A 26,322-nucleotide genomic window follows, 5' to 3' on the forward strand; every position below is an offset into this window, starting at 1 on the left:
AAAACCCAAAGCGCCGCCCCAAAAAGGGCGGCGCTTCCCACATCAGGCCACCGCCTGCAATTTCTCCGTTGCCCAAATACCCAAATCACACCCGCGCCACCAAAACCCTGGGTGAAATTCAGCCCCCCTCCTGCGGCCGATTGACGCCAACCCGACGCCCGACCCAGCCCATGACCCGTTGCTGCCCGCCATGGATCAGCGAAAACAGCGAGGGCACGAACAGCAGCGACAGCAGCGTCGACAGCAGCAGCCCGCCAATCACCGCCACCGCCATCGGAGAGCTGAACTCGCTGCCCTCCCCGCGCGAGATAGCCGAGGGCACCATGCCCGCCGTCATGGCAATGGTCGTCATGATGATCGGCCGCGCCCGCTTGTGCACGGCATCCAGGATCGCCTCGCGCTTCGGGATGCCCGCATCAATGCCTGTCAGGGCGAATTCGACCAGCATGATCGCGTTCTTGGTGACAATTCCCATCAGCATCAGGAAGCCGATGACCACCGCCATCGAGATCGAATTCCCGGTCACGAAAAGCGCAAAGATCGCGCCGCCGATGGCCAGCGGCAGCGACAGCAGGATCGAGATCGGCGTGACGAAGTTGTGAAACAGCAGGACCAGAACGACATAGACCAGAAGCGCGCCTGACCCCATGGCGATGCCAAAAGCCCCGAAAACCTCGGCCATGATTTCGGCGTCGCCCGCCGCCTTGATCTCGGCCCCCTCGGGCAGAGCGACGGTCGTCTGCAGCGCCTGCACCTGCGCATTCACCGGCCCCAGCAGCGCCCCATCCGCCAGATTGGCCGAGACCGAGGTGTTGTAACGCCGGTCATAGCGGCTGATCTGGGTGGCCCCCGCCGACAGGGTCACATCCGCGACCGCCGCCAGCGGCACCTGCGAGGTGACGCCCGGCACACGCATGTTCTGCAGCCGCTGCATATCCTCGCGCGCCGTGCGGTCCAGCCGCACGAGGATCGGGATCTGCTCTTCGCCGGTGTTGAACTTCGCCAGATTGGACTCGCTGTCGCCCAGCGTGGCGACGCGCAGCGTGGTGGCCAGCGAACTGGCCGAGACGCCCAGTTGTGCGGCCACCTCGGGCTTGGGGGTGATCTGGATCTCGGGGCGCTGGAGGCTCGCCGATGAGGTCACGCCCTCCAGCGTCGGCAGCGTCTTCATCGCCACCATCAGCCGCTCGGCGGCCTCTGCGGCGGCCTCCTCGGAATTGGCCAGAACCGAGATGTTGAAATCGTTCTGCCCGGCCTCGTTCTGGAAATTCACCCGGATATCTGGGATCGAGGCCAGATCCTGCTTCAGCGCCTCTTCGATCTCGAAACTGGTCCGCGTGCGATCTTCCTTGGGGCCATAGTTCACCAGAAGGCGCGCATCGGTCACATCGCCGTCGCCGCCGTTCACGAAGACCGATTGCACCTCGGGCATCTGTCGGATCCTGTCGGTGAAGAGGCGCGAGGCATCTTCGGTATCCGTCAGGGTCGAGCCGGGCGGCAGCTCCAGCTTGATCTGGCTGCGCCCGACATCCGAGGCCGGAACGAACTCTGTCGGCAGCAGGGTCGAGGAAAAGATCGAGCCCGCAAAGACCAGCGCCCCCAGAAGCAGCGTCAGCCAGCGATGGCGCAGCGTCCAGCGCAGCACCGCCATCAGCCCGCGCATCAGCCTGCCATCCTGCACCTCCTCATGCCGCGCACCCCGGATCAGATAGGCCGCCATCATCGGCGTGATGATCCGCGCGACCAGCAGCGAAAACAGCACCGAGACCGCGACCGTCAGGCCGAATTGCTTGAAATACTGCCCCGCGATGCCGCCCATGAAGCTGACCGGCGCAAAGACCGCGACAATTGAGAAGCTGATCGCAATGACGGTCAGGCCGATCTCGTTCGCGGCCTCGACGCTGGCCTCATAGGGGGGCGTGCCCATGCTGATATGGCGCACGATATTCTCGATCTCGACGATGGCGTCATCGACCAAAATCCCGGTGACCAGAGTGATCGCCAGCAGGCTGATGCCGTTCAGCGTGAACCCCAGCCAGTGCATGACGAAGAAGGTCGGGATGATCGACAGTGGCAAGGCGACGGCAGCGATCAGCGTCGCGCGCCAGTTGCGCAGGAACAGAAAGACCACGATGACGGCCAGCGCCGCGCCCTCATAGAGCGTGTCCATCGCCGAGTGATAGCTGTTCAGCGTATAGGTCGTGGCATCATCGATGAGCGTGATCTTCATGTCGGGGTATTGCGTCGAAAGCTGGGCCAGCCGCGCCTTGGTGCCGTCGCCCGCCAGCAGGTCGGACTCGCCCGTTCCCCGGAAGACCCCGAAAGCCACCACGGGATTGCCGTCCAGCAGCGCGAACTTGCGCTCATCACTGGCGCCGTCGGTCACCGTGCCCAGTTGATCGAGCCGCACCGAACGGTCGCCGGAAATCGAGATTGGCGTGGCCGCCAGCCGCTCGACCGTGCCCGCAGCCCCAAGCGCGCGGATGGAAAATTCGGTCCCCGACAGATTGCCCCGACCGCCACCCATGTCGATGTTGCGCGCCCGAAGCTGCTGCGAAACCCCGTCCGCGGTCAGCCCGAAGGCCTCGACCCGGTCCAGATCCAGCTCGACATTGATCTGCCGATCCGCGCCGCCGATGCGTGAGGTACTGGCCACGCCCGGCACGTTCGAGAGCTCGCGCGAGATCACGTCATCGACGAATTTCGACAGCTGTTCGATGCTCATGCCCGGGTCGCTGACGGCATAGGTCAGGATCGCCATGCCGCTGATGTCGATGCGCTTGACCACCGGCTCGACCACCGATTCCGGCAAGTCAGCGCGGACATTGGCGACCGCATCCTTGACGTCGTTGACGGCGCGGTCGGTGTTCGTCTCCAGCTCGAACTCGACCATGATGCTGGCCGCGCTGTCCGAGGCGGTCGAGGTGATATGCCGCACGCCGGTGATGCTGGCGATGGAATCCTCGATGGGCTGGATGACCTGCCGCGTCAGTTCCGAGGGCGCCGCGCCGGGCTGCGCCACGCTGACGCTGACCAGCGGCAGGTCGATATTCGGCATGGCCGTGACGGGCAGCCGGTTGAAGCTGTAAAGCCCGGTGATCAGCAGGACCAGGAAGACGGCAATCGGCGGAACCGGGTGGCGGATGGACCAGGCCGACAGGTTCATTCGCCGGTCCCCGCCTTGGCCTCGGTCTCCGTCTTGGCCTCGGCCGCCGGGGTCGCTTTCGCCTCCGCCCGGACAGGCCGGATGCGGTCGCCGGTGCGGAAGAAGGCACCTGCGCGGGCGACGACATCCTCACCCTCGGCCACGCCTTCCAGAATTTCGCGCTGGCCCTGCCAGATCAGCCCGGCCTTCACCGGGCGGGCCTCGATTTCATCGCCCTTGACGATCTGCACCCGCTCACCGCTGTCATCGGCCAGCACGGCGGTCACGGGCGCGGTCACGCTGTCGCGCTTCGCGGTGACGATCCAGCCGCTGGCGAAAAGCCCCGTGCGCAGCCGCGGGTCCGCCTCCAGCGAGACGCGCACCGCGCCCAGCCGCGTTGCCATATCGACCGAGGCGGGCACCAGCCGCAGCGCCCCCTCGATCTGCCCGATGCCCGCAACGGTCAGCTCGACCGGCTGGCCGGGTTCGAGCTGGCTCAATGCCGTCTCGACCACCTCGCCCGCAAATTCCACTTCGCTATTGGCGATCAGGGTGAACAGCGCCTGCGTGCCTGCGCCCGAGATCGCGCCCAGCTCGGCGCTGCGCTGCACGACCACGCCGTCGACCGGCGCGGCAATCGTCGCATAGCCCAGGTTCAGCCGGGCGACCTCGCGCGCGGCGGTAGCCTGCGCAAGTGCGGCACGCGCGACGCCAATCCCGTCATTGGCTGAAGCAACCGCCGCCCGGGCCGAGGCCTCCGCCGCAATCGCCTGATCCAGCGTGGCCTGCGGGGCGTTCCCGCTACGACGCAGGCTTTGTGTGCGCTCCAGCGTCTGGACCGCCTGGGTGAGGCTCGCCTGCGAACTCGCAAGCTGGCTTTCGGACTGGCTAACGCCCGCTTCCGCCCGCTGGAATTCGGCCTCAGCCTGCGCCAACAGCGCCGTCAGCGTCGCCGAGGACAGCCGCGCCAGCACATCGCCCGCCTTCACGCTGTCGCCGACCTCGACCTCAATGGCGGTGATCTCGTAGCCCGAGACATTGGCGTTCACCATCACCTCTTTGCGCGCCACCATCGAGCCGGTGACCGAAACCCGCGCCTCGACCTTTTGGCGATGCGCGGTGGCAATGGTGATTGCGGGCAGTTCGGCGCCAGTCTTCTGGGCCGCCGCCGCGCCCTCCTCGGTGGCATTGGCAGGGGCGGCCTGTGCCATCCCTGCGACAGTCGAGATCGATAGCGCGCCCATCAGGACTAGCTTGGCCATTGCGCGCGCAGACGTCATCATTTCCTCCGGTCGGGTCGGGCACAGGCTATTCGCGGCACCTCACGGCGGCAACGCCGATCCGAAGTCAGAAGTTCACGCTTACGTTGGGTAGGTGCAGCTCATTGATCAGGTCGCGCAGCTCTTGCCGGGCCGCGATGTTCGACATGCTCAGCTGCTCGGTCCCGATGTCCTTGAGATCCAGCAGCGTCAGGCCGCGCGGGAAAAGCTCGCGGAAGATCACGCGTTCCGAGAAACCCGGCGCGACGCGGAAACCGATGCGCTTCGACAGCGTCGCCAGCGCGCCGCCGACCTTGCGCTTGTTGTGCATCTGCTGCGTGCCCAGACGGTTGCGCAGCACCAGCCAGTCGATGGGGCCCGCGCCCGCCTCGCCCCGCATCTGACGGGCGGACCAGACCATCTCGGCATAGATCGAGGGGCCCAGCACCTTCCCTTCGGGCGACATGCGCGCCAGCAGGTCGAAGTCGATGAAGCTGTCGTTCATCGGCGTCACCAGCGTATCGGCCAGCGAATGCGCCATCTGCGACAGCCGCGTGTGCGAGCCGGGGCAGTCCAGCAGGATGAACTCGCAGTTTTGGTCCAGCTGCGCGACCGCCGCCGAAAGCGGGTCGATACCGTCCTGCTCGGCCTCGAGCGTCATCAGCTGCGGTGTTGGCAGGTCCAACCCCTCGCGCTTCATGAAGGCCATGCGGTTTTCCAGATAGCGCGCAAAGCTGCGCTGGCGCACGTCAAGATCAAGCGCGCCGACGCGATGGCCCATGCGCGCCAGCGCCGTTGCCACATGCATCGAGGTGGTCGATTTGCCCGAGCCACCCTTTTCGTTCCCGACGACGATGATATGCGCCACGAATCCCCCTGATCCTCAGCCTAAGGCGGGCGGACCTTATGCCGCGAAGGTCGCAAAGAAAAGCCGCCAATCCCCCAAGAGGCTCTGGGTGCGGCAGCTTGGGCACCCCCTGCCCGGCGCGTGCAATACACGGTATTTTTTCAGAAATTTAATCACGACATTACGAGTCGATTTTTCTTCTTGCAATACACGACAAACAGTGTCGTAATATAGGTGTATCCAGAACGGGTCACTTCAGGGAAAGGAGCCAGAGATGACCATGTTTAACCATCTGTCGACCTTTGCCGATTGTGCGATGAAGGTCACGCCCGACACCGGCGCGCGGTTTGCGGTCACGCTGATCGATCGCCGCAAGGGCAAGCCGCATCACATTTCGGGAATTCCCTTGACGCTGATGACTTCTGATCCGGAGGCCGCTTCGGAAGACCTGCTGCGCAACCGTGACCCGTCCCTCTGGGGGGTCATTGTCGAGAAACGTGATCGGAAAGGACGTATCCAATGAGCTTCATCGAACGCATTGCCACCAGCGGATATGCCACCATCGCGCTGTCCAAATATCAAAGCGCGCAGGGCCCGGTTCTGCGCAAGCTGCGCGACGGCCGCGTGGTGATCGACACCGGCAATGGCCGCCTGACGGGCCTGCCGCTGAACGAACCCGCGCCCACGCCGCGCGCCTGGCTGCCGTTGTTTGCGGGGTTCTGACCCTGCCCCGGTTTTCCGTGGTCACGCGGGACGAAGTCGACCATGGAAATGAAAACGCCGCCCTTCGGGGCGGCGTTTGCATCTTGACGGGTCGTCAGGCTCAGAAGCCCAGACCGGCGTATTTATTCTTGAACTTCGAGACGCGACCGCCGGTGTCCATCAGACGCGACGAGCCGCCGGTCCATGCCGGGTGCGAGGTCGGGTCGATGTCCAGCGACATGGTTTCGCCTTCCTTGCCCCAGGTGGTGCGGGTCTGGAACACGGTGCCGTCCGTCATCTTGACGTCGATCATGTGATACGCGGGGTGAATGTCTTTTTTCATGACTCGACTCCTCAGGCCTTGGCTTCAGCTTTGGGCTTGTAGTTGGTGACTTCCTTGATCCGCGCCGACTTGCCGCGACGATCGCGCAGGTAGTACAGCTTGGCGCGGCGGACACGGCCACGGCGCACGACGGTGATCGAGTCGACATTGGTCGAGTACAGCGGGAACACACGCTCCACGCCCTCGCCGAACGAGATCTTGCGAACGGTGAAGGAAGCGCCGATGCCGCCGCCCTTGCGCGAGATGACGACGCCTTCGTACATCTGAACGCGGGTGCGCGTGCCTTCGGTCACTTTATAGCCGACGCGAACGGTGTCGCCGGCTTTGAAATCCGGAATTTCCTTGCCGAGCGAGGCGATCTGCTCGGCTTCGAGTTGGGCGATCAGGTTCATCGCATTAATCCTTTTCATGCTCGCGGTAGCCCCGCGATTGGTCTGATGCGCCCGAGAGCTGTCGGTCCTTTGTCGGGTCCATACCAGATTTACGGTCCTGATATGCCCGCCACAGGTCGGGGCGGCGTTCCTTGGTCAGCCTTGCGGCTTCTTCACCCCTCCAATTGGCAATAGCCGCGTGATTTCCCGACAGAAGAACTTCCGGGATCGCGCGGCCTTCCCATTGGGCGGGCTTCGTGTACTGAGGGTGTTCAAGCAGACCGTCGGAAAAGGATTCCTCGGCCAAGGACGCCTGATTCCCCAGCACGCGCGGTATAAGGCGAACTGTCGCGTCAATCAAGACCTGAGCGGCAAGCTCTCCGCCGGTCAGGACATAGTCGCCAATGCTGATTTCCTCGATCCCGTAGGCCTCGAGGACGCGCTCATCCACGCCTTCGAACCGACCGCAGATCAGGGTGATGCCCGGACCCTGCGCCAGTTCGCGCGCACGGGCCTGCGTCAGCGGCTTGCCGCGCGGGGACATATAGACGACGGGGAGCGCCCTGCCCTGCGCGTCAGAGCGCGCGGCCTCCAGCGCGCGGGCCATGACATCGGCGCGGATCACCATGCCCGCACCGCCGCCCGCAGGCGTGTCATCGACGTTGCGATGCTTGCCCTCGCCGAATTCGCGCAGGTGAATGCTGCGCAGGTTCCACAGCCCATCGGCCAGCGCCTTGCCGGTCAGCGACAGGCCCAGAATTCCGGGAAACGCCTCAGGGAAGAGCGTGATGATCTGCGCGGTCCAGGCACCCTCAACCTCGCGACCCTCCATCAGGTCGCGCGGCTGCGCCGACAGGCGCACGCTCATCCGGCCATGCGATCTGGCAGCCGGGGGATCGGTCTTGTCGCCCGGCATCAGAACTTGTCGGGATGGCGCAGAAGACTGCCTGCGACCGTCATCAGCACGCCCAGGATCGCCACGCCCAGCGGCACCCAGACCTGCACGTTCCAGGGCTGATCGCCAACCAGAGCACGGCCCAGCCACCACAGCCCCATGCAGATCCCGCCGACGATCACGACCCCAAGGGCCAGACGCACCGGATCGGGATGCACGCCGCGCACCGCGAAGCGAGGGATGACGCCCGCAAGGATGATCGGCGCGAACACATAGGCATAGGGGTCGCTATTGCCTGCAAGCCCCTGCAGCAACGGCGCCAGCAGCATCAGCACGATGCCTGCTCCGGTCAGACTGCGACGCATCACTCCTCCTGGTCTTGCGGCGGGTCGGCGACGATGCGGCCTTTGGCAAGGTCGACCGTCGGCACGAAGGCCCGCGTGAATGGCAGCATCATGGCACGAGGACCAGTGATCTCAAGGATATCGCCCGCGCCGTGGTCATAGATCGCGCGCACGCGCCCCATGACGACCCCGCCGGTATCGACCACCTCAAGCCCGATCAGATCGGCATGATAGAATTCATCATCGGGCAGCGACGGCAGCGCGGACCGGTCGGCCCACAGCGTCACGCCCTTCAGCGCCTCGGCATCCTCGCGGGTCTGAACCCCGGTCAGCCTTGCGCCCAGACCGCCCGTCACCGGACGGGTCAGGCGGACAGAGAAACTCTGTCCGCCCGTTTCGTTCCACAGCGGGCCATAGGTCGCGATGTCCTTCGGCTCGGCGCAGAAGCTTTTCAGCCGCACCTCGCCATGGACGCCAAAGGCGCCCGCGATCGCCCCCACGCAGACCCGCTCGGACATGATTATTCCGAAGCCGCTTCTTCGGCCGGAGCGTTGGCCGCAGCCTCACGCGCAGCGCGCTTCTCGGCGCGGTCCTTCGCAGCCTTGCCCGGCTCGCCCTTTTTCAGGTTCTTGCGCTCGGTCTTCGGCTTCGCGCCAGCGGCTTCCAGGAAGCGGGCCACGCGGTCGGTCGGCTGGGCGCCCTGGCTCAGCCAGTACTGCACGCGCTCCATGTTCAGCTTGACGCGGTCTTCCGAATCTTTCGGCAGCAGCGGGTTGTAGGTGCCCAGCTTCTCCAGGAAGCGGCCATCGCGCGGCATGCGCGAGTCGGTGGCGACGACGGCATAGTGCGGGCGCTTCTTCGAGCCACCACGGGCCAGACGGATCTTCATTGCCATTGGGTCTTCTCCTTTAAAATGGCGTCGTTGCGGCGGATGAGGTCCGCCTTACGATTGGTGTTGGATGTGATGCCGGATGACTTCCGAGATCACGAAGTTCAGGAATTTGCGCGCGAATTCCGGGTCGAGGTCGGCCTCGCGCGCGAGGCGTTCCAGCCGCTCGATCTGGCTCGCCTCGCGGGCGGGATCGGACGGAGGAAGATCGTGTTCGGCCTTCAGGCGGCCGACGGATTGGGTGTGCTTGAACCGTTCGGCCAGCGTATAGACAAGGATCGCGTCCAGCCGGTCGATGCTGGCGCGATGCTCTTTCAGAAGTTCGGCGGCGCGGATCACGGCGTCGGTCATGAACGATCCTTCTGGCTGGCGGAAATTGCGGTCACAGGATCACCTTCGGATGGCGGAAGATGATGCAGGGCTCGTCGCGGATCACGGTCTCGCTCTCGGGTTCGGCACCCAGACGGCGCGCGAGCTTGGCCGAGGCATGGTTCTCCGGCGCGATCAGCGAGATCAGCGGGCCAAAGCCCATTTCGGCGTAGGCATGGTTGCGCACGGCGACCGCAGCCTCATAGGCCAGCCCCTTGCCGTCGAAGCCTTCATAGATATGCCAGCCCAGTTCCGGCTCGGGCCAGTCCAGATGATGGCCAATGCCGACGCGGCCTGCGGTCGCGCCGGTGGCCTTGTCTTCCAGAATCCACCAGCCGAAGCCGCGCATGATCCAATGCCCGGTCACCACCATCAGCGAGTTCCACGACTGCCACGGTTCCATCGGACCGCCCACGAATTTCGAGCGCTCCGACAGACCGAAGGCCACGAAAGCATCCAAATCCGTCAGGCGCGGCTCGCGCAGGATCAGGCGTTCGGTTTCAAGGACGGGGATTTGGACAGAGAGATCGGCCACGGCTTATTTCTTCCCGAAAAGGCCCGATAGACCGCCCGGCAGGCCCATACCGCCCAGCTGGCCGCCCAGACCCTTCGGGTCCTGCAGCATCTTGGTCGCCTCGGCCATTTTCTCGGGATCGACATTGGCCATATCCGGCAGACCGCCACCCTTGCCGGTCATCGCGCGCATCGCCTGCTTCAGCATGCCGCCCTTGCCCATCTTGCCAAGTTTCTTCATGGTATCAGCCATTTGCTTCTGCATCTTCAGAAGCTTGTTCAGCTCGGACACCTCCATGCCCGCACCCGAGGCGATCCGCTTCTTGCGGCTGGCCTGCAGCATGTCGGGGTTGGCGCGTTCCTTCTTGGTCATCGAGTTGATCAGCGCGATCTGCTGACGGATGACCTTGTCGTCAAAGCCTGCGGCCTCGGCCTGCTTGGCCATTTTGCCCATGCCCGGCATCATCGACATGATCGACTGCATGCCGCCCATCTTCATCATCTGCTCAAGCTGGCTTTTCAGGTCGTTCATGTTGAACAGACCCTTCTGGAAGCGCTTCATCATGCGCTCGGCCTGTTCGACCTCCAGCACTTCCTGCGCTTTTTCGACCAGAGCGACGATGTCGCCCATGCCAAGGATGCGGCCCGCGACGCGCTGCGCGTCGAAGGTTTCCAGCGCGTCCATCTTTTCGCCAAGGCCGACGAAGCGGATCGGCTTGCCGGTCACGGCACGCATCGACAGCGCCGCACCGCCACGGCCATCGCCGTCCATCCGCGTCAGAACGACGCCCGAGATGCCGACCTTGCCGTCGAATTCCGTCGCGACGTTCACCGCGTCCTGACCGGTCAGGCCGTCGACCACCAGCAGCGTCTCGCGCGGGTTGGCTACGTCACGGACGGCCTGAACCTCGTCCATCAGCACTTCGTCGATGTGCAGACGTCCGGCGGTGTCCAGCATATAGACGTCATAGCCACCCAGCGACGCCTGCTGTTTCGCACGCTTCGCGATCTGGACGGCGTTTTCGCCCGGCACGATCGGCAGGGTATCGACGCCGATCTGCTGACCCAGAATCGCCAGCTGCTCCATGGCCGCCGGGCGGTTGGTATCCAGCGAGGCCAGCAGGACGCGCTTCTTCTCGCGGTCCTTCAGGCGTTTCGCCAGTTTCGCGGTGGTCGTCGTCTTGCCCGAGCCCTGAAGGCCGACCATCAGGATCGGCGCGGGCGGGTTGTCGATGCGCAGCGTGTCGGGCTCACCCTCGCCCTGCAGAACCTTGATCAGCTCGTCATGGACGATCTTCACGACCTGCTGGCCGGGGGTGATCGATTTCGTGACCGAAGCTCCGGTGGCCTTGGCGGTCACCGTCTTCACGAACTGGCGCGCAACCGGCAGCGAGACATCCGCCTCAAGCAGGGCCACACGCACCTCGCGCATGGCGGCGGTGACGTCATCCTCGGACAGAGCGCCCTGCTTCGTCAGCCGGTCGAAGACGCCACCAAGGCGATCGGACAGGTTTTCAAACATCGGCGGCCCTCCTGTGGCGCGGCAAAGCAGTGTTGCCCCCGTGGGCGCAACGCGCTGACGGGGGGCGATCCCCGGCAAACGGGGACCGGAAGGGCAGACCTTCCGGGAATCTGGGATGGAATAGGACAAATATCGGGAGAAAGTCAACCCTTCGGCGCGACAGGTCACGGCAGCCGGACAGGATTGCCCGTGCAAGTTCCGGTTTTTTCCTTTTGCAGTCAAGCCATACGTGGGCTGGCGATGCCCGGGATTCCATCGATTTCGAGGTGCTCTTTTCCGGTCTGGTTCGAGGCGTCACCCCGGGACCGGAATGGACCGCAAGAATGGCACTGGTAGTCGGTCATCAGGCGATGGAATATCCCCTGACCGCCCACCTGCCCCAAGACGGTTCTCTCCTTGGGACAGCGGCGGCCCGAACCTGCAAAACCGAACCTGCAAAACCCTAGAGCCGGAAATTCCAGCATGCGCATCCTGCCCTGCCCCGCCCCTTCGCCGTCCACAGGGGAACGCTGATGAGCACGTCCTCCTCGGCGCCCATCTCGGTGCGCATGGGCGCGTCGGACTGGGCGCAACTCCTGCTCCTGTCGCTGATCTGGGGCATGTCCTTTTTCCTGATCGCCATTGCTGTGCGCGGGCTGCCGGTGCTGACAGTCGTTGCCGCGCGGGTGCTCGTCGCGGCGGTGGTGCTTTGGGCCTATGTGCTGCTGAGCGGGCGCAGCATCCCGCGTGATCCGAAACTTTGGCTGGCCTTTCTGGTCATCGGCGCGCTCAACAATGTCATCCCGTTTTCGCTGATCTCTTGGGGGCAGACGCAGATCCCCTCGGGGCTGGCGTCGATCCTGAATGCGGTGACGCCTTTGTCGACGGTGCTGGTGACGGCGATGTTTCTGGCCGATGAGCGGCCTACGCCTGCCAAGATCGCCGGGGTCGTGCTGGGGCTGGGCGGCGTCGCGATCATGATGGGGCTGGATACGCTGGCGGGCCACCGGCTGGCGATCCTGCCGCAGATCGCGGTGCTGGGGGCGACGCTTTCCTATGCCTGCGCCGGAACCTTTGGCCGCCGCTTTGCCCGCATGGGAATCGACCCGATCGTCACGGCGGCGGGCATGGTCACCGGCTCCAGCATCCTGCTGGTGCCCGTGGCGCTGCTGATCGACGGGCCGCCGCCTGTGGCCTCGGTTCAGGCCTGGGGCGCGGTCCTGATCATGGGCACGATCTGCACGGGGCTGGCCTATGTGCTTTACTTCAACGTGCTGGCGCGGGCGGGGGCCACGAATATCTCGCTGGTCACCTTCCTCGTGCCCGTCTCGGCCATCCTGCTGGGCTGGCTGTTTCTGGAGGAAGAGCTGAACGCCGCGCATGTCTTCGGCATGGTGACCATTGCCGCAGGGCTGCTGCTGATCGACGGGCGGCTGAAACTGCGGCGGAAGGGATAGGCGCAGCCCTGGGCGCGGAACCTGCCGCGCCAGGGCTGTCAGAGATTATTCGGCCGCTTCTGCTGCCGGTTCGACCAGCGCCACAATGTCCATCATGATGCGGTTCAGCTCAAAGTCCTTCGGCGTATAGACGCGGGCGACGCCCATCTTCAGCAGCGCCTCGGCATCGTCATCGGGGATGATGCCGCCGACAACGACCGGGATATGGCCAAGGCCTGCTTCGCGCATCCGGTTCATCGTGTCGGCGATCAGCGGCAGGTGAGAGCCCGACAGGATCGACAGGCCGACGACATGCGCGTCATCGTCGCGCGCGCTTTCAACGATCTGCTCGGGCGTCAGGCGGATGCCGTCATAGGTGATGTCCATGCCGCAATCGCGGGCGCGGAAGGCGATCTGTTCGGCCCCGTTCGAATGCCCGTCGAGGCCGGGCTTGCCGACGACGAACTTCAGGCGGCGACCAAGGCGCTGGCTGACAGCATCGACCGCCTCGCGGATCGGCTCAAGGCCCTCGGTCTGGTTCGAGGGGCTGGTCGAAACGCCGGTCGGGCCGCGATATTCGCCATGGACGTTGCGCATCACGCCCGCCCATTCGCCCGTCGTGGCCCCGGCTTTCGCTGCGGCAATCGAGGCGGGCATGACATTGCGCCCGGCATTGGCATCGGCGCGAAGCTGTTCCAGCGCGGCCTGCACCGCCGCCTCATCACGACCCGCGCGCCATGCGTCCAGACGCGAGATCTGTTCCTGCTCGACCGCCGGATCGACGACCATGATGCCGCCGTCACCTGCGGTCAGCGGCGAAGGTTCGCCCTGCTGCCAGCGGTTGACGCCGACGACGATGGTTTCATTCGTCTCGATCTTGCCAAGGCGGGTCGCGTTCGATTCGACCAGACGCGCCTTCATATAGTCGATGGCCGCGATCGCGCCGCCCATGCTGTCGAGCAGTTCAAGCTCGTTGCGGGCGCCTTCCTTGAGCTCCTCGACCTTCTTCGCGATGGCCGGGTTGCCGTCGAAGAGGTCGCCATATTCCAGAAGGTCGGTTTCGTAGGCGACGATCTGCTGCATCCGCAGCGACCATTGCTGATCCCACGGGCGCGGCAGGCCAAGCGCCTCGTTCCAGGCAGGCAATTGCACGGCGCGGGCGCGGGCGTTTTTCGAAAGCGTGACGGCCAGCATCTCAAGCAGGATGCGATAGACGTTGTTTTCCGGCTGCGGCTCGGTCAGGCCAAGCGAGTTCACCTGAACGCCGTAGCGGAAGCGGCGATACTTCTCTTCCTCGATCCCGTAGCGGTTCAAGGTGATTTCGTCCCAAAGCTCGGTGAAGGCGCGCATCTTGCAAAGCTCGGTCACGAAGCGGATGCCGGCGTTCACAAAGAAGGAAATGCGCCCGACCATGTTCGGGAAATCCTCGGCGGGCACCTTGCCCTTGAGGTCGTCCAGCACCGCGATCCCGGTCGCCAGCGCATAGGCCAGTTCCTGTTCCGGCGTCGCACCCGCTTCCTGCAGGTGATAGGAACAGACGTTCATCGGGTTCCATTTGGGGAGGTTCTGCTGCGTATAGGCGGCAACGTCGGTGATCATCGTGAGCGAGGGTTTCGGCGGGCAGATATAGGTGCCGCGCGACAGGTATTCCTTCACGAGATCGTTCTGTACCGTCCCCTGAAGCTTCGAGACATCCGCCCCCTGCTCTTCCGCGACCGCGATATAGAGCGAGAGCAGCCAAGGCGCCGTCGCGTTGATCGTCATCGAGGTGTTCATCTGTTCAAGCGGGATCTGGTCAAAGAGGGCCCGCATGTCGCCCAAGTGGCAGATCGGCACGCCGACTTTCCCGACTTCGCCCCGCGCAAGGACGTGATCGCTGTCATAGCCGGTCTGAGTCGGCAGGTCGAAAGCGACCGAAAGGCCGGTCTGCCCCTTCGACAGGTTGCTGCGGTAAAGTTCGTTCGATTTCTTGGCGGTGGAGTGACCCGCATAGGTGCGGAACAGCCAGGGTTTGTCTTTCTCGGCCATCTGAACGCCTTCGCAACAATATTACAGTTGGGTATTGGTTAGAGACATAATCATACCCTGTCAATTCGCCGCGATGCAGAATCGCCGAGGCCTCAGCCTTCTGGATAGGGTACGCCGCCATGCGGCATTTGCCCGTCCGCCGCCATGACGCGCGGACGGGCGCAGGCTTATTCTGCGGGCTCAACCAGCAGGCGGCCATGCAGTTCCTGCGGCGGGCGCGCATTCTCGCCCATCGCCTTCGACAGGGCGGCAATCTGCTCGGCCGAGGCCGTCACCGGCTGCTTCACCACATGCCAGGCCACGCCCTCACTGCAGGGCGGCGTCGTCAGCGAGCCGGAATAGCGGTAGATCGCACGATCTTCGGGCAGGAACTTCGCGGGTTCGAACGAGGCACCCTCAACGGCGGCCTCTTCGCCCGCCTTGGGAAATTCGACCGGAAGTGCGGCCAAACCTGCGTTTTCAGCGCCTTCCTCGATCAGAATGCCCAGAACCGCCAGCTTTCCATCGGCCGATTTGTGCACCAGATGCAGTTCCGCCGGGTAGGTCTTGCCGTCGAGGACATGCTCGCTGGGTGTATGGAAATGGCCCTGCACCAGATCGAACTTCTCGCCCGCCTCGGTGAAACCGCCGCCCGCCTGACCGTCCAGCTGAAGGGTCAGCCCGGTGTTCAGCACCTTCAGGGGCACCGCATAATAGGCCAGATCAAGCTGCAAATCGCCCGCAGCATTGGCGGCTTTCAGATCAATGGGCGATTGCATCGTGCCCGCAGCACAGGTCTCGTAATCCGAGGCGAGCATCGCCCAATGGTCTGGTCCCTTCTCGCCGGTATATCCCCAATCCGCCTCACCCTGAGCGAGAGCAAGGCTGGGCAGAAACAACACAGGGATGATCGCTATTTTCATTTTATTTTCCAAGCATTAACAAAACAAACGCCCGGACCATACTCAGCTTGCCGTAAGGGAAACAGTCCCATAAATCCGGGCTGCACCTTTCCGCCGAGGACGTTTGGATGGGACATAATATTTCAAATTTTCGCTCTCTGCAGTTGCATTGTTTCAAAGTGAATCGTAAATGTTCCCCATGAAGCCGATTCTGCAATGCGGCAATGGAGATTTGTGATGGCTTTGGATCAACCCACCCCGATCGCACCCTATGATGCGCCGGAGAAAGATCTTTACGAAATCGGCGAGATGCCACCGCTCGGCTATGTCCCCAAGCAGATGTACGCCTGGGCGATCCGCCGCGAACGTCATGGTGAGCCGGACAAGGCCATGCAGGTCGAAGTCGTCGAGACCCCGACGATCGACTCGAACGAGGTGCTGGTTCTGGTGATGGCCGCGGGCGTCAACTACAACGGCATCTGGGCCGGTCTTGGCGTGCCGATCAGCCCCTTCGACGGCCATGGCGCCCCCTATCACATCGCGGGCTCGGACGCTTCGGGCATCGTCTGGGCCGTGGGCGACAAGGTGAAGAACTGGAAAGTGGGCGACGAGGTCGTGATCCACTGCAACCAGGACGACGGCAATGACGAGGAATGCAACGGCGGCGACCCGATGTATTCGCCGACCCAGCGGATCTGGGGCTATGAGACGCCGGATGGCTCGTTCGCGCAGTTCACCCGCGTGCAGGCGCAGCAGCTGATGCATCGCCCCAAGCACCTGACCTGGGAAGAATCGGCCTGCTACACGCTGACGCTGGCCACCGCCTATCGCATGCTCTTCGGTCACGAGCCGCATGAGTTGAAGCCCGGCATGAACGTGCTGGTCTGGGGCGCCTCGGGCGGTCTTGGCTCCTATGCGATCCAGCTGATCAATGCCGCTGGCGGCAATGCGATCGGCGTGATCTCGGAAGAGGACAAGCGCGATTTCGTCATGGGCCTTGGGGCCAAGGGCGTCATCAACCGCAAGGACTTCAAATGCTGGGGGCAACTGCCCACCGTGAACACGCCCGAATACAAGGAGTGGTTCACCGAGGCGCGCAAGTTCGGCAAGGCCATCTGGGACATCACCGGCAAGGGCAACAACGTCGACATCGTCTTCGAGCACCCCGGCGAGGCGACCTTCCCGGTCTCGACGCTGGTCTGTAAAAAAGGCGGCATGGTCGTGATCTGCGCCGGCACCACCGGCTTCAACTGCACCTTCGACGTGCGCTACATGTGGATGCACCAGAAGCGCCTGCAGGGCTCGCACTTTGCGCATCTGAAGCAGGCCGCGGCCGCGAACCGCCTGATGCTGGAGCGTCGCCTTGATCCCTGCATGTCCGAGGTCTTCCCCTGGGCCGAGATCCCGGATGCGCATATGAAAATGTACAAGAACCAGCACAAACCCGGCAACATGTCGGTGCTGGTTCAGGCGCCGACGACCGGCCTGCGCACCTTCGAGGACGCGCTGGAAGCCGGTCGCCGCTGAGAGGCCCGCTTAATTGCCATCAGCCGGGGCGTGAGAAATCGCGTCCCGGCAAAACTTTTCAGCAATCGCCCCGGCATCACACCCTTTCGCGATCAAGTTGCCCACCTGCTGGACCATGTCCGCGCTGACATCCTTCAAGTCGTCTTGTCCGAGAACCAAGAAGACGAGAAAACATAGAGCATTGCGACGCCCCCCATCGGAAGGGCAAGCAGGGCGCTAAGCCACATCCGCTTGACGCGGATCGAGGAAAAGGCCGGAAGGATCGTCAGAAACGCAACCAGCATGGCGGTCGCGGTCAATAGAGTGGCCAAGCAGGTGACCGAATAATAGTAAGCGTCTGGAATAACTTCGCCGGGATTCTCAGGGAACGCCCTCCGTGCACGTCCGAATGCGTCAGCGATAAGCTGCATAGGATAGGAAACGCCGCCAATAATGACAAAAGCCCCAAAACGAGTCGCGACTCGGTCGATGATGACGTTCACGTCAGGCTTTTGAGGCGGCGCATTATCATCAATCTTTGGTCGTAAATCTGCAGTCCTAGCCGGTTTTTCGGTGTCCGGTTTTGCATCAGACGCCTTGCCCTTCCCTGCCGCCAACATAAGGATGCCAGCAAGCGACAGCAGCGCCAATCGCGGTAAAATAGCACCTCCCACGAAACAATCCCCTTAAGCAAAATACTGATTGTCATTGATTTTATCATCTTCGCGAGGCAAGTTCGCGACCTTGGGCATCTCCCCCTCATCAAGACGACTTCGGGCATTTTGTATGAAGTTATGACTTTTTGCCGTCTTTTTGTGCTTTCCCCGTTCAATCTGCCCGAAAGCTAAGCTATTACGCCGTTCGGTTTACAAGGAGTGAACGCGCAATGACGCAGATCGACGAAAAACTCTCTCCCATTCTGGATGAGGTCATGCGCCGGAACGCTGGTGAGCCTGAGTTCCATCAGGCGGTCCGCGAGGTTCTGGAAAGCCTTGGCCATGTGATCGCGAAATACCCCGATTACGCCGACAACGCGCTGATCGAGCGCATCTGCGAGCCCGAGCGTCAGATCATCTTCCGCGTGCCGTGGGTCGACGACGCCGGCAACGTGCAGATAAACCGCGGCTTCCGCGTCCAGTTTAACTCGGCACTGGGCCCCTACAAGGGCGGCATCCGCTTTCACCCGTCGGTGAACGTGGGCATCATCAAATTCCTCGGCTTCGAGCAGACCTTCAAGAACGCGCTGACCGGCATGCCGATCGGCGGCGGCAAGGGCGGCTCGGACTTCAACCCGCGCGGCCGCTCGGACGCCGAGATCATGCGCTTCTGCCAGTCCTTCATGACGGAACTGTCGCGCCACCTGGGCGAATACACCGACGTCCCCGCAGGCGACATCGGCGTCGGCGCGCGTGAGATCGGCTTCATGTTCGGCCAGTACAAGCGCCTGACCAACCGCTATGAGGCGGGCGTGCTGACCGGCAAGGGTCTGGTCTATGGCGGCTCGCGGGCACGCAAGGAAGCGACCGGCTATGGCGCGACCTATTTCGTGCAAAGCATGCTGGGCACCAAGAAAGACAGCTTCGACGGCAAGACCTGCGTCGTCTCGGGCTCGGGCAACGTCGCGATCTATACGATCGAGAAGATCCACGAATTCGGCGGCAAGGTCGTCGCCTGTTCGGACAGCGGCGGCTATATCCATGACCCGAACGGCATCGACCTCGATCTGGTCAAGGAGCTGAAAGAGGTGCGCCGAGCCCGCATCAGCGACTATGTGGAGGCCCGCAAGGGCGCAAGCTTCGTCAAGGGCGGCAAGGTCTGGGAAGTTCCCTGCCAGGTCGCCATGCCCTCGGCCACGCAGAACGAGCTGAACGGCCGTGACGCGCAGGCGCTGGTGCGTAACGGCGTGATCGCCGTCGGAGAAGGCGCTAACATGCCCTGCACACCCGAAGCCGTCCGCACCTTCCAGTCCGCAGGCGTCATGTTCGCTCCGGGCAAGGCCGCGAACGCCGGTGGCGTCGCCACCTCGGCGCTGGAGATGCAGCAGAACGCCTCGCGCGACAGCTGGAGCTTCGACCAGACCGAGGCCCGTCTGGCCGACATCATGCGCTCGATCCACGACCGCTGCGCCGAAACGGCCGAGGAATTCGGCACGCCGGGCGACTATGTGCTGGGCGCCAATATCGCGGGCTTCGTCCGCGTGGCCGAAGCGATGCGCGCCTTCGGCGTGATCTGACCGATCCCGCCGGATCGCCCAATCATTGACGCGGGGCCGCTTGTCACAGGCGGCCCCGCTGAGTATTCGGCCCGAAGCCCTGCGTTTTTCCGGACCGAACGATGCTGATCTTCATTCCCGCGCGCCTGACCCTGCTGTCGCTTCCCAAGACCGGAACGACCGCGCTGGAGGTTGCGCTTTCGGATCGCGCCGACATCGCATTTCGCTCGGCCCCCGAGATCAAGCACCTGAACCTGCGCCAGTACCGGCGCAACATCCGCCCCCTGCTCACCCCCTTCGGCGCGCCCGAGTTCGAGACCGTCGCCACCATGCGCGACCCGATCGACTGGCTGCGCAGCTGGTACCGCTTTCGCACGCGGGATGCGCTGATCGGGCATGCGAACAGCACCGTGCAGGTCAGTTTCGAACAGTTCATCGAGGCCTGGCTGCGCCCGATGGAGGAGCGTCCGGCCTATGCCCGGATCGGGCGGCAATCGGATTTTCTGCGCAACGGCCATGGTCATGTCGCGATCACCCATCTGTTCCGCTATGAGGCGATGGATGCGCTGCTGAAGTTTCTGGGCCAGCGTCTGGGCAGCCCGGTCACGCTTGAGAGCAAGAACGTCTCACCCCGCACGGTGACCGATCTGAGCCCGGCGCTGGAGGCGCGGCTGCGCGAGGCGCTGGCCGCCGAATTCGAGGTTTGGGAGAGCGCCCGGGTGGAATGAGGCCTCAGCCGTAAAGGGCGCGGGCGCGTTCCTCGAAGGCGCGCACGATGCGCGACATCGCCTCGCCAAAGACGACACCGATCACCTTGCCGAGGATCGCGTTGCGAAATTCGAAATCGACGAAGAAATCGACCTGCACCCGGTGGTCGGGCAGATCGCTGAAGGTCCAGCCGCTGCGCAGATAGCGAAACGGGCCATCCAGATATTCGGTGTCGATCTGCTTGCGCTCGGGCCAAAGGGTCACGCGGCTGCCGAAGCGTTCCCGGAAAACCTTGAAGCTGATGACCAGATCGGCCTCGATGATCTCGCTGCCCGCCTCGGGCCCCGGCCCGCGAGAGCGGATGCGCGCGGCCGAATTCCAGGGCAGAAACTGCGGATAGCTTTCAATATCGGCCACCAATGCGTACATCTGGTCGGCGGTATAGGGCAGCACGCGGCTGTCGCTGTGATGTGGCAATGTCTGGTTCCGCTGATTTCGGGTCGCGGACAGCACTAGCAAAGGAACGGGGGGATGAACAACCTGATCTGGCTTCTTCGGGCCTCTCGCTGGGCGCGCAACCCGCCCTCGCGCAATCGGGTGCTGCTGGTGCTGGCGATCATCGCCATCGGGCTGGCGCTGCTGGGCCTGGAAAAGGCGGGGTTCTGGCCGGATTGGGCCACCCTGCCCGCCAACAACCGGCGCGGGTTCTGACCGGCCCGCACGAGATCAGCAAGTTCCGGCCAGTCGGATCAGAACGGGTTGAGTTCGGCGCGGAGTCTCTTCACGCTTGGGCCGAAACCGACCCTGTGGAGTAACCAGTCATGAAGTTCACCCTGCCCTCTCTGGCCGCGCTTTCGGCGCTGGTCTTTCTGGCCGCCTGCGAAACGGCCCCCACCACCGGCACCCCGCCCGAGACCCAAAATTTCGACGCCGAGCGTGCCGAACTGGCAGCCAACCCCGCCGCCCGCACCGATTTCGTGGCGAAATGCACCACGGCGACCGCGCGCTCCTCGGCGACGGATATCAGCAATATGGCCGTGCTAATGGACACAACGCCGGCCCGCGCACCCTCGACCTTCTGCCAGCGGATGACGCAGGGCGTGGTCGACGGGCGGGTCAGCGCCAGGGATGTCGAGATGGGCATGGCGGGCCAGATGACCCCCGGCGTGCTGCAGGTCCTGCAGGCGCGCTGATCGTCTTTCCGAAAACCGGCTGCGCCCTCGGTCACCGAAGGCGCAGCCGCTCGGGGCCTTAGAGGCCCGCTTCCCCGAAGGTGTTGCACTGGGCCATCTGGCCCGATTTGAAGCCCCGGCGGAACCAGCTCTGGCGATCCTCGGCCGAGCCATGGGTGAACGAGTCGGGCATGGGCGCGCGACCGGCTTTCTCCATCAGCACATCATCGCCGACCGAACGCGCGGCATTGATCGCCTCGGAAATGTCCTGATCGTCGATGGTGCCGAACTGTTCGCTGGCCTGACGCGCCCAGATCCCGGCAAAGCAATCCGCCTGAAGCTCAGTCAGGACCGACAGGTGGTTCGCGTCGGTCTGGCTGGATTGCGCCCGCAGCCCGTTCACCTTGCCCAGAATGCCGATCTGGTTCTGCACATGGTGGCCGATCTCATGCGCGATGACATAGGCATAGGCGAAATCGCCGCCCGCCCCCATCTGCTGCTGCATGATCCGGAAGAAGTCGGTGTCCAGATAGACCTTGCGGTCGTTCGGGCAATAGAACGGCCCCATGGCCGCAGAGGCCCCGCCGCAGGCCGATTGCACCGCGCCCGAGAACATCACCAGCGTCGGATCGGTATATTGCATCCCCGCCTGTTCGGGCAGGACGCGCGACCAGACCTCTTCGGTATCGGCCAGCACGACCGAGACGAACTGCCCGATCTCTTGCTCTTCCGGCGTCAGGGGCCGGGATTCGCCGGTCTCGGTCTGTCCATTGTCGATCGCACCCACGATGGGCGAGATGTCGATTCCGAAGAAATACCCGACCGCCAGCACCACCAGCGTGCCCACGACGCCGATCCCGCCGACGCCCCCCGCGCTCATCCCGCGCCGGTCTTCCACGTTGCGGCTGCCCCGCCGTCCTCGCCATTCCATGTCTGCATCTTCCCGAAAAAGTGACCCGGACCGCCCTCATGCAGGCAATGATCCCATCCATAAACGTAACAACAGGGTTGACAGTTCCAGCCCCCCCGCCCAGCAAAGCGGCAATAAATTCAATGAGGGCTGGGTGCATGTTCGACTGGGTGATCTCTGCCATCGACGACTGGGGCTACACGGGCGTTTTCGTGCTGATGCTGGTCGAGCATCTGTTCCCGCCGATCCCCTCGGAAGTGATCATGTCGATGTCGGGCTTCCTTGTTGCGACCGGTCGGATGAACATCTGGCTGACGCTGCTGGCGGGGACTGCGGGCTCGGTCCTCGGCACGCTTTTCTGGTACTATGTGGCGCGGGCTATTGGTGAAGAGCGCTTGAAGCGCTTTGCCGCCAATTATGGCCGGGTACTGACGCTCTCACCCTCGGACATCGACAAGGCGCATCGCTGGTTCGTGAAATACGGCAGCTACGCAGTGTTTTTCGGCCGCATGGTCCCGGCGATCCGCACGCTGATCTCGGTTCCGGCAGGTTTTGCGCGTATGCCCTTCTGGACCTTCCTGATCCTGACGACCCTCGGCAGCGTGATCTGGACTGCCGTGCTGACACTGGCGGGCTATCTGCTGGAAAGCCAATACAGCCGGGTCGAGGCCTATCTGGATCCAATCTCGAAGCTGGTGCTTCTGGCGATCGTCGTCGTCTATGTCTATCGCGTCATCACCTGGAAACCGCATTGAGATCACGGAATTGGCACTTGCCGGAACTGCCCGGCAGGCATAACCGATTGGCATGAACGCGATGACAAACAGACAGTTGGGCGCCCTTGCCGGCGCGGGTTCGGCGGCTCTGCTGGCGGCGGCGCTGACCTTCCAGTGGCTGGGCTACGCGCCTTGCGAACTGTGCATCCTGCAGCGCTGGCCGCATCTGGCCGCAGCCATTCTGGGCGCGGCCATCGCGGTCTTCGGCTGGCAACGCTGGCTGGCAGCCCTTGGCCTTCTGGCGGCGCTTCTGGCCACCGCCTTCGCCATCTATCACACCGGGGTCGAGCTGAAATTCTGGGCCGGTCCCCAGCATTGCTCGGGCGGGGTCGGCAACCTTGCGACCATGAGCACGCAGGACCTGATGACCACGCTGCAAAACGCCCCCGTGGTGCGCTGCGACGAGGTCTCGTGGAGCCTTCTTGGCATCTCGATGGCGGGTTGGAACGCGCTTTGCTCGGCCCTGCTGTCGCTGATCTGGCTTCTGGCCACCATCGGCCGCCGCAAGGCCTGAAATTCGCCCGAAATCTGCGGTTTTGGCCGGTTTCCGGCCGCCGCAAGATTGCACCCAAAGCAGGTATAGGCTACACCCTTTCCCAACAATATGTTGAGGAAAAACCGTGGCTGACACCCCTGAAAACCACGACGACGACATCCCGGCCGAAGGCGAGCGTGCGGTGATGGCCCATGACGGGCCGGTGATCGATATCACCACCGAAATGCGCACCGCCTATCTCGACTATGCCATGTCGGTCATCGTCAGCCGGGCCATCCCGGATCTTCGCGACGGCTTGAAGCCCGTGCACCGCCGCATCCTTTACGCGATGAACGAAACCGGCAACACGCATGACAAGCCCTATCGCAAATCGGCCCGTCCGGTCGGCGATGTCATGGGTAAATACCACCCCCACGGCGACGCGGCGATCTATGACGCGCTGGTGCGGATGGCACAGGACTTTTCCATGTCCCTGCCGCTTCTGGACGGTCAGGGCAACTTCGGCTCGATGGACGGCGATAGCGCGGCGGCCATGCGCTATACCGAGGTACGGATGGACAAGCCCGCCGCCTATCTGATGATGGACATCGACAAGGACACGGTCGATTTCCAGGACAACTATGACGGCAAGGACCGCGAACCGACGGTTCTGCCCGCACGTTTCCCGAACATGCTGGTCAACGGCGCAGGCGGCATCGCCGTCGGCATGGCCACGAACATCCCGCCCCACAACCTGGGCGAGGTCGTCGACGCCACGCTGGCGCTGATCGACAATCCCGACCTTCCGACCGAACGCCTGATGGAGATCGTGCCCGGCCCCGACTTCCCGACGGGCGGCGTGATCCTTGGCCGCTCGGGCGTGCGCAAGGCCTATCTGGAGGGGCGCGGTTCGATCATCCTGCGCGCCAAGACCCGCATCGAAGAGATCCGCGGCGGGCGTCAGGCGATCATCCTTGATGAGGTGCCCTATCAGGTCAACAAGGCCTCGCTGATCGAAAAGATCGCGGAACTGGCCAAGGAAAAGCGCATCGAGGGCATCGCCCATGTGCAGGACGAATCCGACCGGATCGGCGTGCGCGTGGTCGTGGAACTGAAACGCGACGCGACCGCCGAGGTGGTGTTGAACCAGCTGTTCCGCTTTACGCCGATGCAGTCGAACTTTGCGGCGAACATGCTGGCGCTGAACGGCGGCCGCCCCGAGCAGCTGACCCTGCGCGACTTCCTGACCTATTTCATCGCCTTCCGCGAAGAGGTCGTCGCCCGGCGCACCGCCTATGAACTGCGTAAAGCACGCGAGCGCGCGCATATCCTCTGCGGTCTGGCCGTTGCCGTCTCGAACGTCGATGAGGTGGTGGCCACGATCCGCGCCTCGGCCGATGCGGCAGAGGCGCGCGAAAAGCTGATGTCGCGGCGCTGGCCTGCGCATGAGATCGTCGAATACCTGCGGCTGATCGACGATCCGCTGCATCCGGTGAACGACGACGGCACCTATAACCTGTCGGAAACCCAGGCCCGCGCCATTCTGGAGCTGCGCCTGCAGCGCCTGACGCAGCTTGGCGTGCAGGAAGTCACGGAAGAGCTGAAAGCGCTGGCCGAATCCATCCGCGAATATCTGGCGATCCTCGCCTCGCGTGAGCGGATCATGAGCATCATCTCGGATGAGCTGCGCGAGGTGAAAGAGCTTTTCGCCGTGCCGCGCCGTACCGAGATCAGCGACTGGTCCGGCGACATGGACGACGAGGACCTGATCGAGCGCGAGGACATGGTCGTCACCATCACCTCGGGCGGCTATATCAAGCGCACGGCGCTGGCCGAATTCCGGTCGCAGCGCCGGGGCGGCAAGGGCCTTGCCAGCATGGCGACCAAGGAAGACGACGTGGTCACCACGCTGTTCGTCGCCAATACCCATACCGAGCTTCTGTTCTTCACCACCGACGGCATGGTCTACCGGCTGAAGACCTGGCGTCTGCCGCTGGCCGGACGCACGGCCAAGGGCAAGGCCATCGTCAATATCCTGCCGATCCAGGCGGGCGTCTCGATTGCGGCTTTGCTGCCGATGGACGCGCCCGAGGCCGATTGGGACGATTATCAGGTGGTCTTTGCCACCTCGGACGGCGATGTGCGCCGCAACGCGCTGTCGGACTTCACCAACATCATGCGCAACGGCAAGATCGCGATGAAGCTGCCCGAAGGGGTCGAGCTGATCGGCGTGCGACTGGCGACGGAAAACGACGACGTCATGCTGGTCACCGCATCGGGTCGCGCGATCCGCTTCCAGACGACCGATGTGCGCGTCTTCCGCAGCCGCGATTCCACCGGCGTGCGCGGCATCCGCCTGGTCAACAGCGGCGACCGCGTGGTCTCGATGTCGGTGATCCGCCACTTCGAGGCCGACCCGGCCGAGCGCGCTGCCTATCTGAAGATGCGCCGCGCCGTCGAGGGCGCGCTGGACGACGGTGCCGAAGCCGATGAGGATGAGGACAGCGTCACTGAGACCGCGATCTCGCAGGCCCGCTATGCCGAAATGTCGGCGGCCGAGGATCTGATCCTGACCATCACCGCGCGCGGTTCGGGCAAGATCAGCTCCAGCTTCGACTATCCCCTGCGTGGTCGCGGCGGTCAGGGCGTCACCGCCATGGACAAGGCGATGCGTGGCGGCCCGCTGGTCGCAAGCTTCCCGGTTGAGCGCGATGACCAGATCATGCTGGCCACCTCGACCGGGCAGTCGATCCGGGTGCCGGTCGATCAGATCAGCTTCCGCTCCCGCTCGGCCGGCGGCGTGCGCGTCTTCAACACCACCGCTGGCGAAGAGGTCGTCTCCGTCGCCCGCATCGCCGAAAACGGCGAGGGTGAGGCCGAAGGCGAGACCGAGGAATAAGAGAACTGGCGGGCCGTCCATCATGGGCGGCCCGCTGATTTTCGGGTTCCGGTTCAGCTGGACCGGGAACGCGACACACCCCGGCGAGTGGCCATCGCCTTTCCCCAAAATGCGCATGAGCCCCGCCCCTCGCAATCGCGA

General features: G+C 63.8%; 28 protein-coding genes. 11 read left to right on the top strand and 17 right to left on the bottom strand.

Annotation, left to right across the window (positions count from 1 at the left end):
• Positions 1-118 precede the first annotated feature (118 nt).
• The 3 genes from IQ24_RS03005 to IQ24_RS03015 all read right to left on the bottom strand — a co-directional run bounded on the left by IQ24_RS03005 (position 119) and on the right by IQ24_RS03015 (position 5,272).
• A complete protein-coding gene (locus tag IQ24_RS03005) occupies positions 119-3,166 on the bottom strand; it encodes an efflux RND transporter permease subunit (protein WP_145396264.1) in 3,048 nt (1,015 codons plus the stop codon).
• Entirely contained in the window at positions 3,163-4,425 is a 1,263-nt protein-coding gene (locus IQ24_RS03010; RefSeq protein ID WP_145396265.1) for an efflux RND transporter periplasmic adaptor subunit, read from the bottom strand. The genes IQ24_RS03005 and IQ24_RS03010 overlap by 4 nt, the downstream gene beginning before the upstream one ends.
• A gap of 67 nt (positions 4,426-4,492) precedes the next feature.
• Positions 4,493-5,272 carry a division plane positioning ATPase MipZ gene (locus IQ24_RS03015; RefSeq protein WP_145396266.1) on the bottom strand — a complete coding sequence of 260 codons (780 nt, stop codon included), beginning with the start codon at positions 5,270-5,272 and terminating at the stop codon, positions 4,493-4,495.
• Between the two features lie 253 nt (positions 5,273-5,525).
• On the opposite strand from IQ24_RS03015, the gene IQ24_RS03020 reads away from it, so the two are divergent.
• Together IQ24_RS03020 and IQ24_RS03025 are read left to right on the top strand one after the other, a co-directional pair.
• Entirely contained in the window at positions 5,526-5,774 is a 249-nt protein-coding gene (locus IQ24_RS03020) for a hypothetical protein (protein ID WP_242007894.1), read from the top strand.
• Entirely contained in the window at positions 5,771-5,974 is a 204-nt protein-coding gene (locus IQ24_RS03025; protein WP_145396267.1) for a hypothetical protein, read from the top strand. Before IQ24_RS03020 ends, IQ24_RS03025 begins: the two co-directional genes overlap by 4 nt.
• A gap of 100 nt (positions 5,975-6,074) precedes the next feature.
• Here IQ24_RS03025 and rpmE read toward each other — a convergent pair whose 3' ends face one another.
• From rpmE to ffh, 9 genes are read right to left on the bottom strand one after another with little or no spacing between them, the layout of a single operon-like run.
• Positions 6,075-6,296 (bottom strand): 50S ribosomal protein L31, encoded by a 222-nt coding sequence (gene rpmE, locus IQ24_RS03030; protein WP_145396268.1) that lies wholly within the window; start codon positions 6,294-6,296, stop codon positions 6,075-6,077.
• A gap of 11 nt (positions 6,297-6,307) precedes the next feature.
• Entirely contained in the window at positions 6,308-6,688 is a 381-nt protein-coding gene (rplS, locus tag IQ24_RS03035) for a 50S ribosomal protein L19 (RefSeq protein ID WP_145396269.1), read from the bottom strand.
• A gap of 4 nt (positions 6,689-6,692) precedes the next feature.
• The gene (gene trmD / locus IQ24_RS03040; protein ID WP_145396270.1) at positions 6,693-7,583 is read right to left on the bottom strand and encodes a tRNA (guanosine(37)-N1)-methyltransferase TrmD; all 891 of its coding nucleotides are present in this window, start codon (positions 7,581-7,583) and stop codon (positions 6,693-6,695) included.
• Positions 7,583-7,927 carry a hypothetical protein gene (locus IQ24_RS03045; protein ID WP_145396271.1) on the bottom strand — a complete coding sequence of 115 codons (345 nt, stop codon included), beginning with the start codon at positions 7,925-7,927 and terminating at the stop codon, positions 7,583-7,585. Before IQ24_RS03045 ends, trmD begins: the two co-directional genes overlap by 1 nt.
• Complete coding sequence (gene rimM / locus IQ24_RS03050) at positions 7,927-8,424, bottom strand: ribosome maturation factor RimM (protein WP_145396272.1); 498 nt, start codon at positions 8,422-8,424, stop codon at positions 7,927-7,929. Before rimM ends, IQ24_RS03045 begins: the two co-directional genes overlap by 1 nt.
• A gap of 2 nt (positions 8,425-8,426) precedes the next feature.
• Positions 8,427-8,801, bottom strand: a complete 375-nt coding sequence (rpsP, locus tag IQ24_RS03055; protein ID WP_145396273.1) for a 30S ribosomal protein S16 — start codon at positions 8,799-8,801, stop codon at positions 8,427-8,429.
• 48 nt (positions 8,802-8,849) lie between these two features.
• Positions 8,850-9,146 carry a chorismate mutase gene (locus IQ24_RS03060; protein ID WP_145396274.1) on the bottom strand — a complete coding sequence of 99 codons (297 nt, stop codon included), beginning with the start codon at positions 9,144-9,146 and terminating at the stop codon, positions 8,850-8,852.
• 31 nt (positions 9,147-9,177) lie between these two features.
• Positions 9,178-9,699 carry a GNAT family N-acetyltransferase gene (locus tag IQ24_RS03065; RefSeq protein WP_145396275.1) on the bottom strand — a complete coding sequence of 174 codons (522 nt, stop codon included), beginning with the start codon at positions 9,697-9,699 and terminating at the stop codon, positions 9,178-9,180.
• Between the two features lie 3 nt (positions 9,700-9,702).
• Positions 9,703-11,199: a signal recognition particle protein gene (ffh, locus tag IQ24_RS03070; protein ID WP_145396276.1), complete on the bottom strand. Its 1,497-nt coding sequence runs from the start codon at positions 11,197-11,199 to the stop codon at positions 9,703-9,705.
• A 512-nt stretch (positions 11,200-11,711) separates the two neighbouring features.
• On the opposite strand from ffh, the gene IQ24_RS03075 reads away from it, so the two are divergent.
• Complete coding sequence (locus IQ24_RS03075) at positions 11,712-12,635, top strand: DMT family transporter (RefSeq protein ID WP_242007896.1); 924 nt, start codon at positions 11,712-11,714, stop codon at positions 12,633-12,635.
• Between the two features lie 45 nt (positions 12,636-12,680).
• Here IQ24_RS03075 and IQ24_RS03080 read toward each other — a convergent pair whose 3' ends face one another.
• Positions 12,681-14,642, bottom strand: a complete 1,962-nt coding sequence (locus tag IQ24_RS03080) for a protein meaA (RefSeq protein WP_145396277.1) — start codon at positions 14,640-14,642, stop codon at positions 12,681-12,683.
• 167 nt (positions 14,643-14,809) lie between these two features.
• Entirely contained in the window at positions 14,810-15,544 is a 735-nt protein-coding gene (locus tag IQ24_RS03085; protein WP_145396278.1) for a carbonic anhydrase, read from the bottom strand.
• A gap of 216 nt (positions 15,545-15,760) precedes the next feature.
• Here IQ24_RS03085 and ccrA point away from each other — a divergent pair, with 216 nt between their 5' ends.
• Positions 15,761-17,050: a crotonyl-CoA carboxylase/reductase gene (gene ccrA, locus IQ24_RS03090; protein WP_145396279.1), complete on the top strand. Its 1,290-nt coding sequence runs from the start codon at positions 15,761-15,763 to the stop codon at positions 17,048-17,050.
• A gap of 134 nt (positions 17,051-17,184) precedes the next feature.
• Here the strand turns inward: ccrA and IQ24_RS03095 are convergent, their stop codons facing one another.
• Complete coding sequence (locus tag IQ24_RS03095; protein WP_158637473.1) at positions 17,185-17,703, bottom strand: hypothetical protein; 519 nt, start codon at positions 17,701-17,703, stop codon at positions 17,185-17,187.
• A gap of 212 nt (positions 17,704-17,915) precedes the next feature.
• Between IQ24_RS03095 and gdhA the strand changes: the two genes are divergently transcribed.
• Entirely contained in the window at positions 17,916-19,262 is a 1,347-nt protein-coding gene (gene gdhA / locus IQ24_RS03100) for an NADP-specific glutamate dehydrogenase (protein WP_145396281.1), read from the top strand.
• A gap of 101 nt (positions 19,263-19,363) precedes the next feature.
• The gene (locus tag IQ24_RS03105) at positions 19,364-19,969 is read left to right on the top strand and encodes a gamma-glutamyl kinase (protein ID WP_145396282.1); all 606 of its coding nucleotides are present in this window, start codon (positions 19,364-19,366) and stop codon (positions 19,967-19,969) included.
• A 4-nt stretch (positions 19,970-19,973) separates the two neighbouring features.
• Here the strand turns inward: IQ24_RS03105 and IQ24_RS03110 are convergent, their stop codons facing one another.
• Positions 19,974-20,426, bottom strand: coding sequence for a type II toxin-antitoxin system RatA family toxin (locus IQ24_RS03110; RefSeq protein ID WP_145396283.1), 453 nt, complete (start codon positions 20,424-20,426; stop codon positions 19,974-19,976).
• Between the two features lie 54 nt (positions 20,427-20,480).
• On the opposite strand from IQ24_RS03110, the gene IQ24_RS03115 reads away from it, so the two are divergent.
• Together IQ24_RS03115 and IQ24_RS03120 are read left to right on the top strand one after the other, a co-directional pair.
• Positions 20,481-20,660 carry a hypothetical protein gene (locus IQ24_RS03115; RefSeq protein WP_145396284.1) on the top strand — a complete coding sequence of 60 codons (180 nt, stop codon included), beginning with the start codon at positions 20,481-20,483 and terminating at the stop codon, positions 20,658-20,660.
• 110 nt (positions 20,661-20,770) lie between these two features.
• Entirely contained in the window at positions 20,771-21,142 is a 372-nt protein-coding gene (locus tag IQ24_RS03120; RefSeq protein ID WP_145396285.1) for a hypothetical protein, read from the top strand.
• A 58-nt stretch (positions 21,143-21,200) separates the two neighbouring features.
• Here the strand turns inward: IQ24_RS03120 and ypfJ are convergent, their stop codons facing one another.
• Positions 21,201-22,052, bottom strand: a complete 852-nt coding sequence (ypfJ, locus tag IQ24_RS03125; RefSeq protein ID WP_145396286.1) for a KPN_02809 family neutral zinc metallopeptidase — start codon at positions 22,050-22,052, stop codon at positions 21,201-21,203.
• A gap of 137 nt (positions 22,053-22,189) precedes the next feature.
• Here ypfJ and IQ24_RS03130 point away from each other — a divergent pair, with 137 nt between their 5' ends.
• From IQ24_RS03130 to gyrA, 3 genes are all read left to right on the top strand, one after another.
• Complete coding sequence (locus IQ24_RS03130; protein ID WP_145396287.1) at positions 22,190-22,786, top strand: DedA family protein; 597 nt, start codon at positions 22,190-22,192, stop codon at positions 22,784-22,786.
• Between the two features lie 61 nt (positions 22,787-22,847).
• Complete coding sequence (locus tag IQ24_RS03135; protein WP_338419452.1) at positions 22,848-23,321, top strand: disulfide bond formation protein B; 474 nt, start codon at positions 22,848-22,850, stop codon at positions 23,319-23,321.
• Between the two features lie 106 nt (positions 23,322-23,427).
• A complete protein-coding gene (gene gyrA, locus IQ24_RS03140) occupies positions 23,428-26,181 on the top strand; it encodes a DNA gyrase subunit A (RefSeq protein WP_199756468.1) in 2,754 nt (917 codons plus the stop codon).
• Positions 26,182-26,322: the final 141 nt, after the last annotated feature.

Source organism: Paracoccus sulfuroxidans, assembly GCF_007830335.1.
GTDB classification, from domain to species: Bacteria; Pseudomonadota; Alphaproteobacteria; order Rhodobacterales; family Rhodobacteraceae; genus Paracoccus; species Paracoccus sulfuroxidans.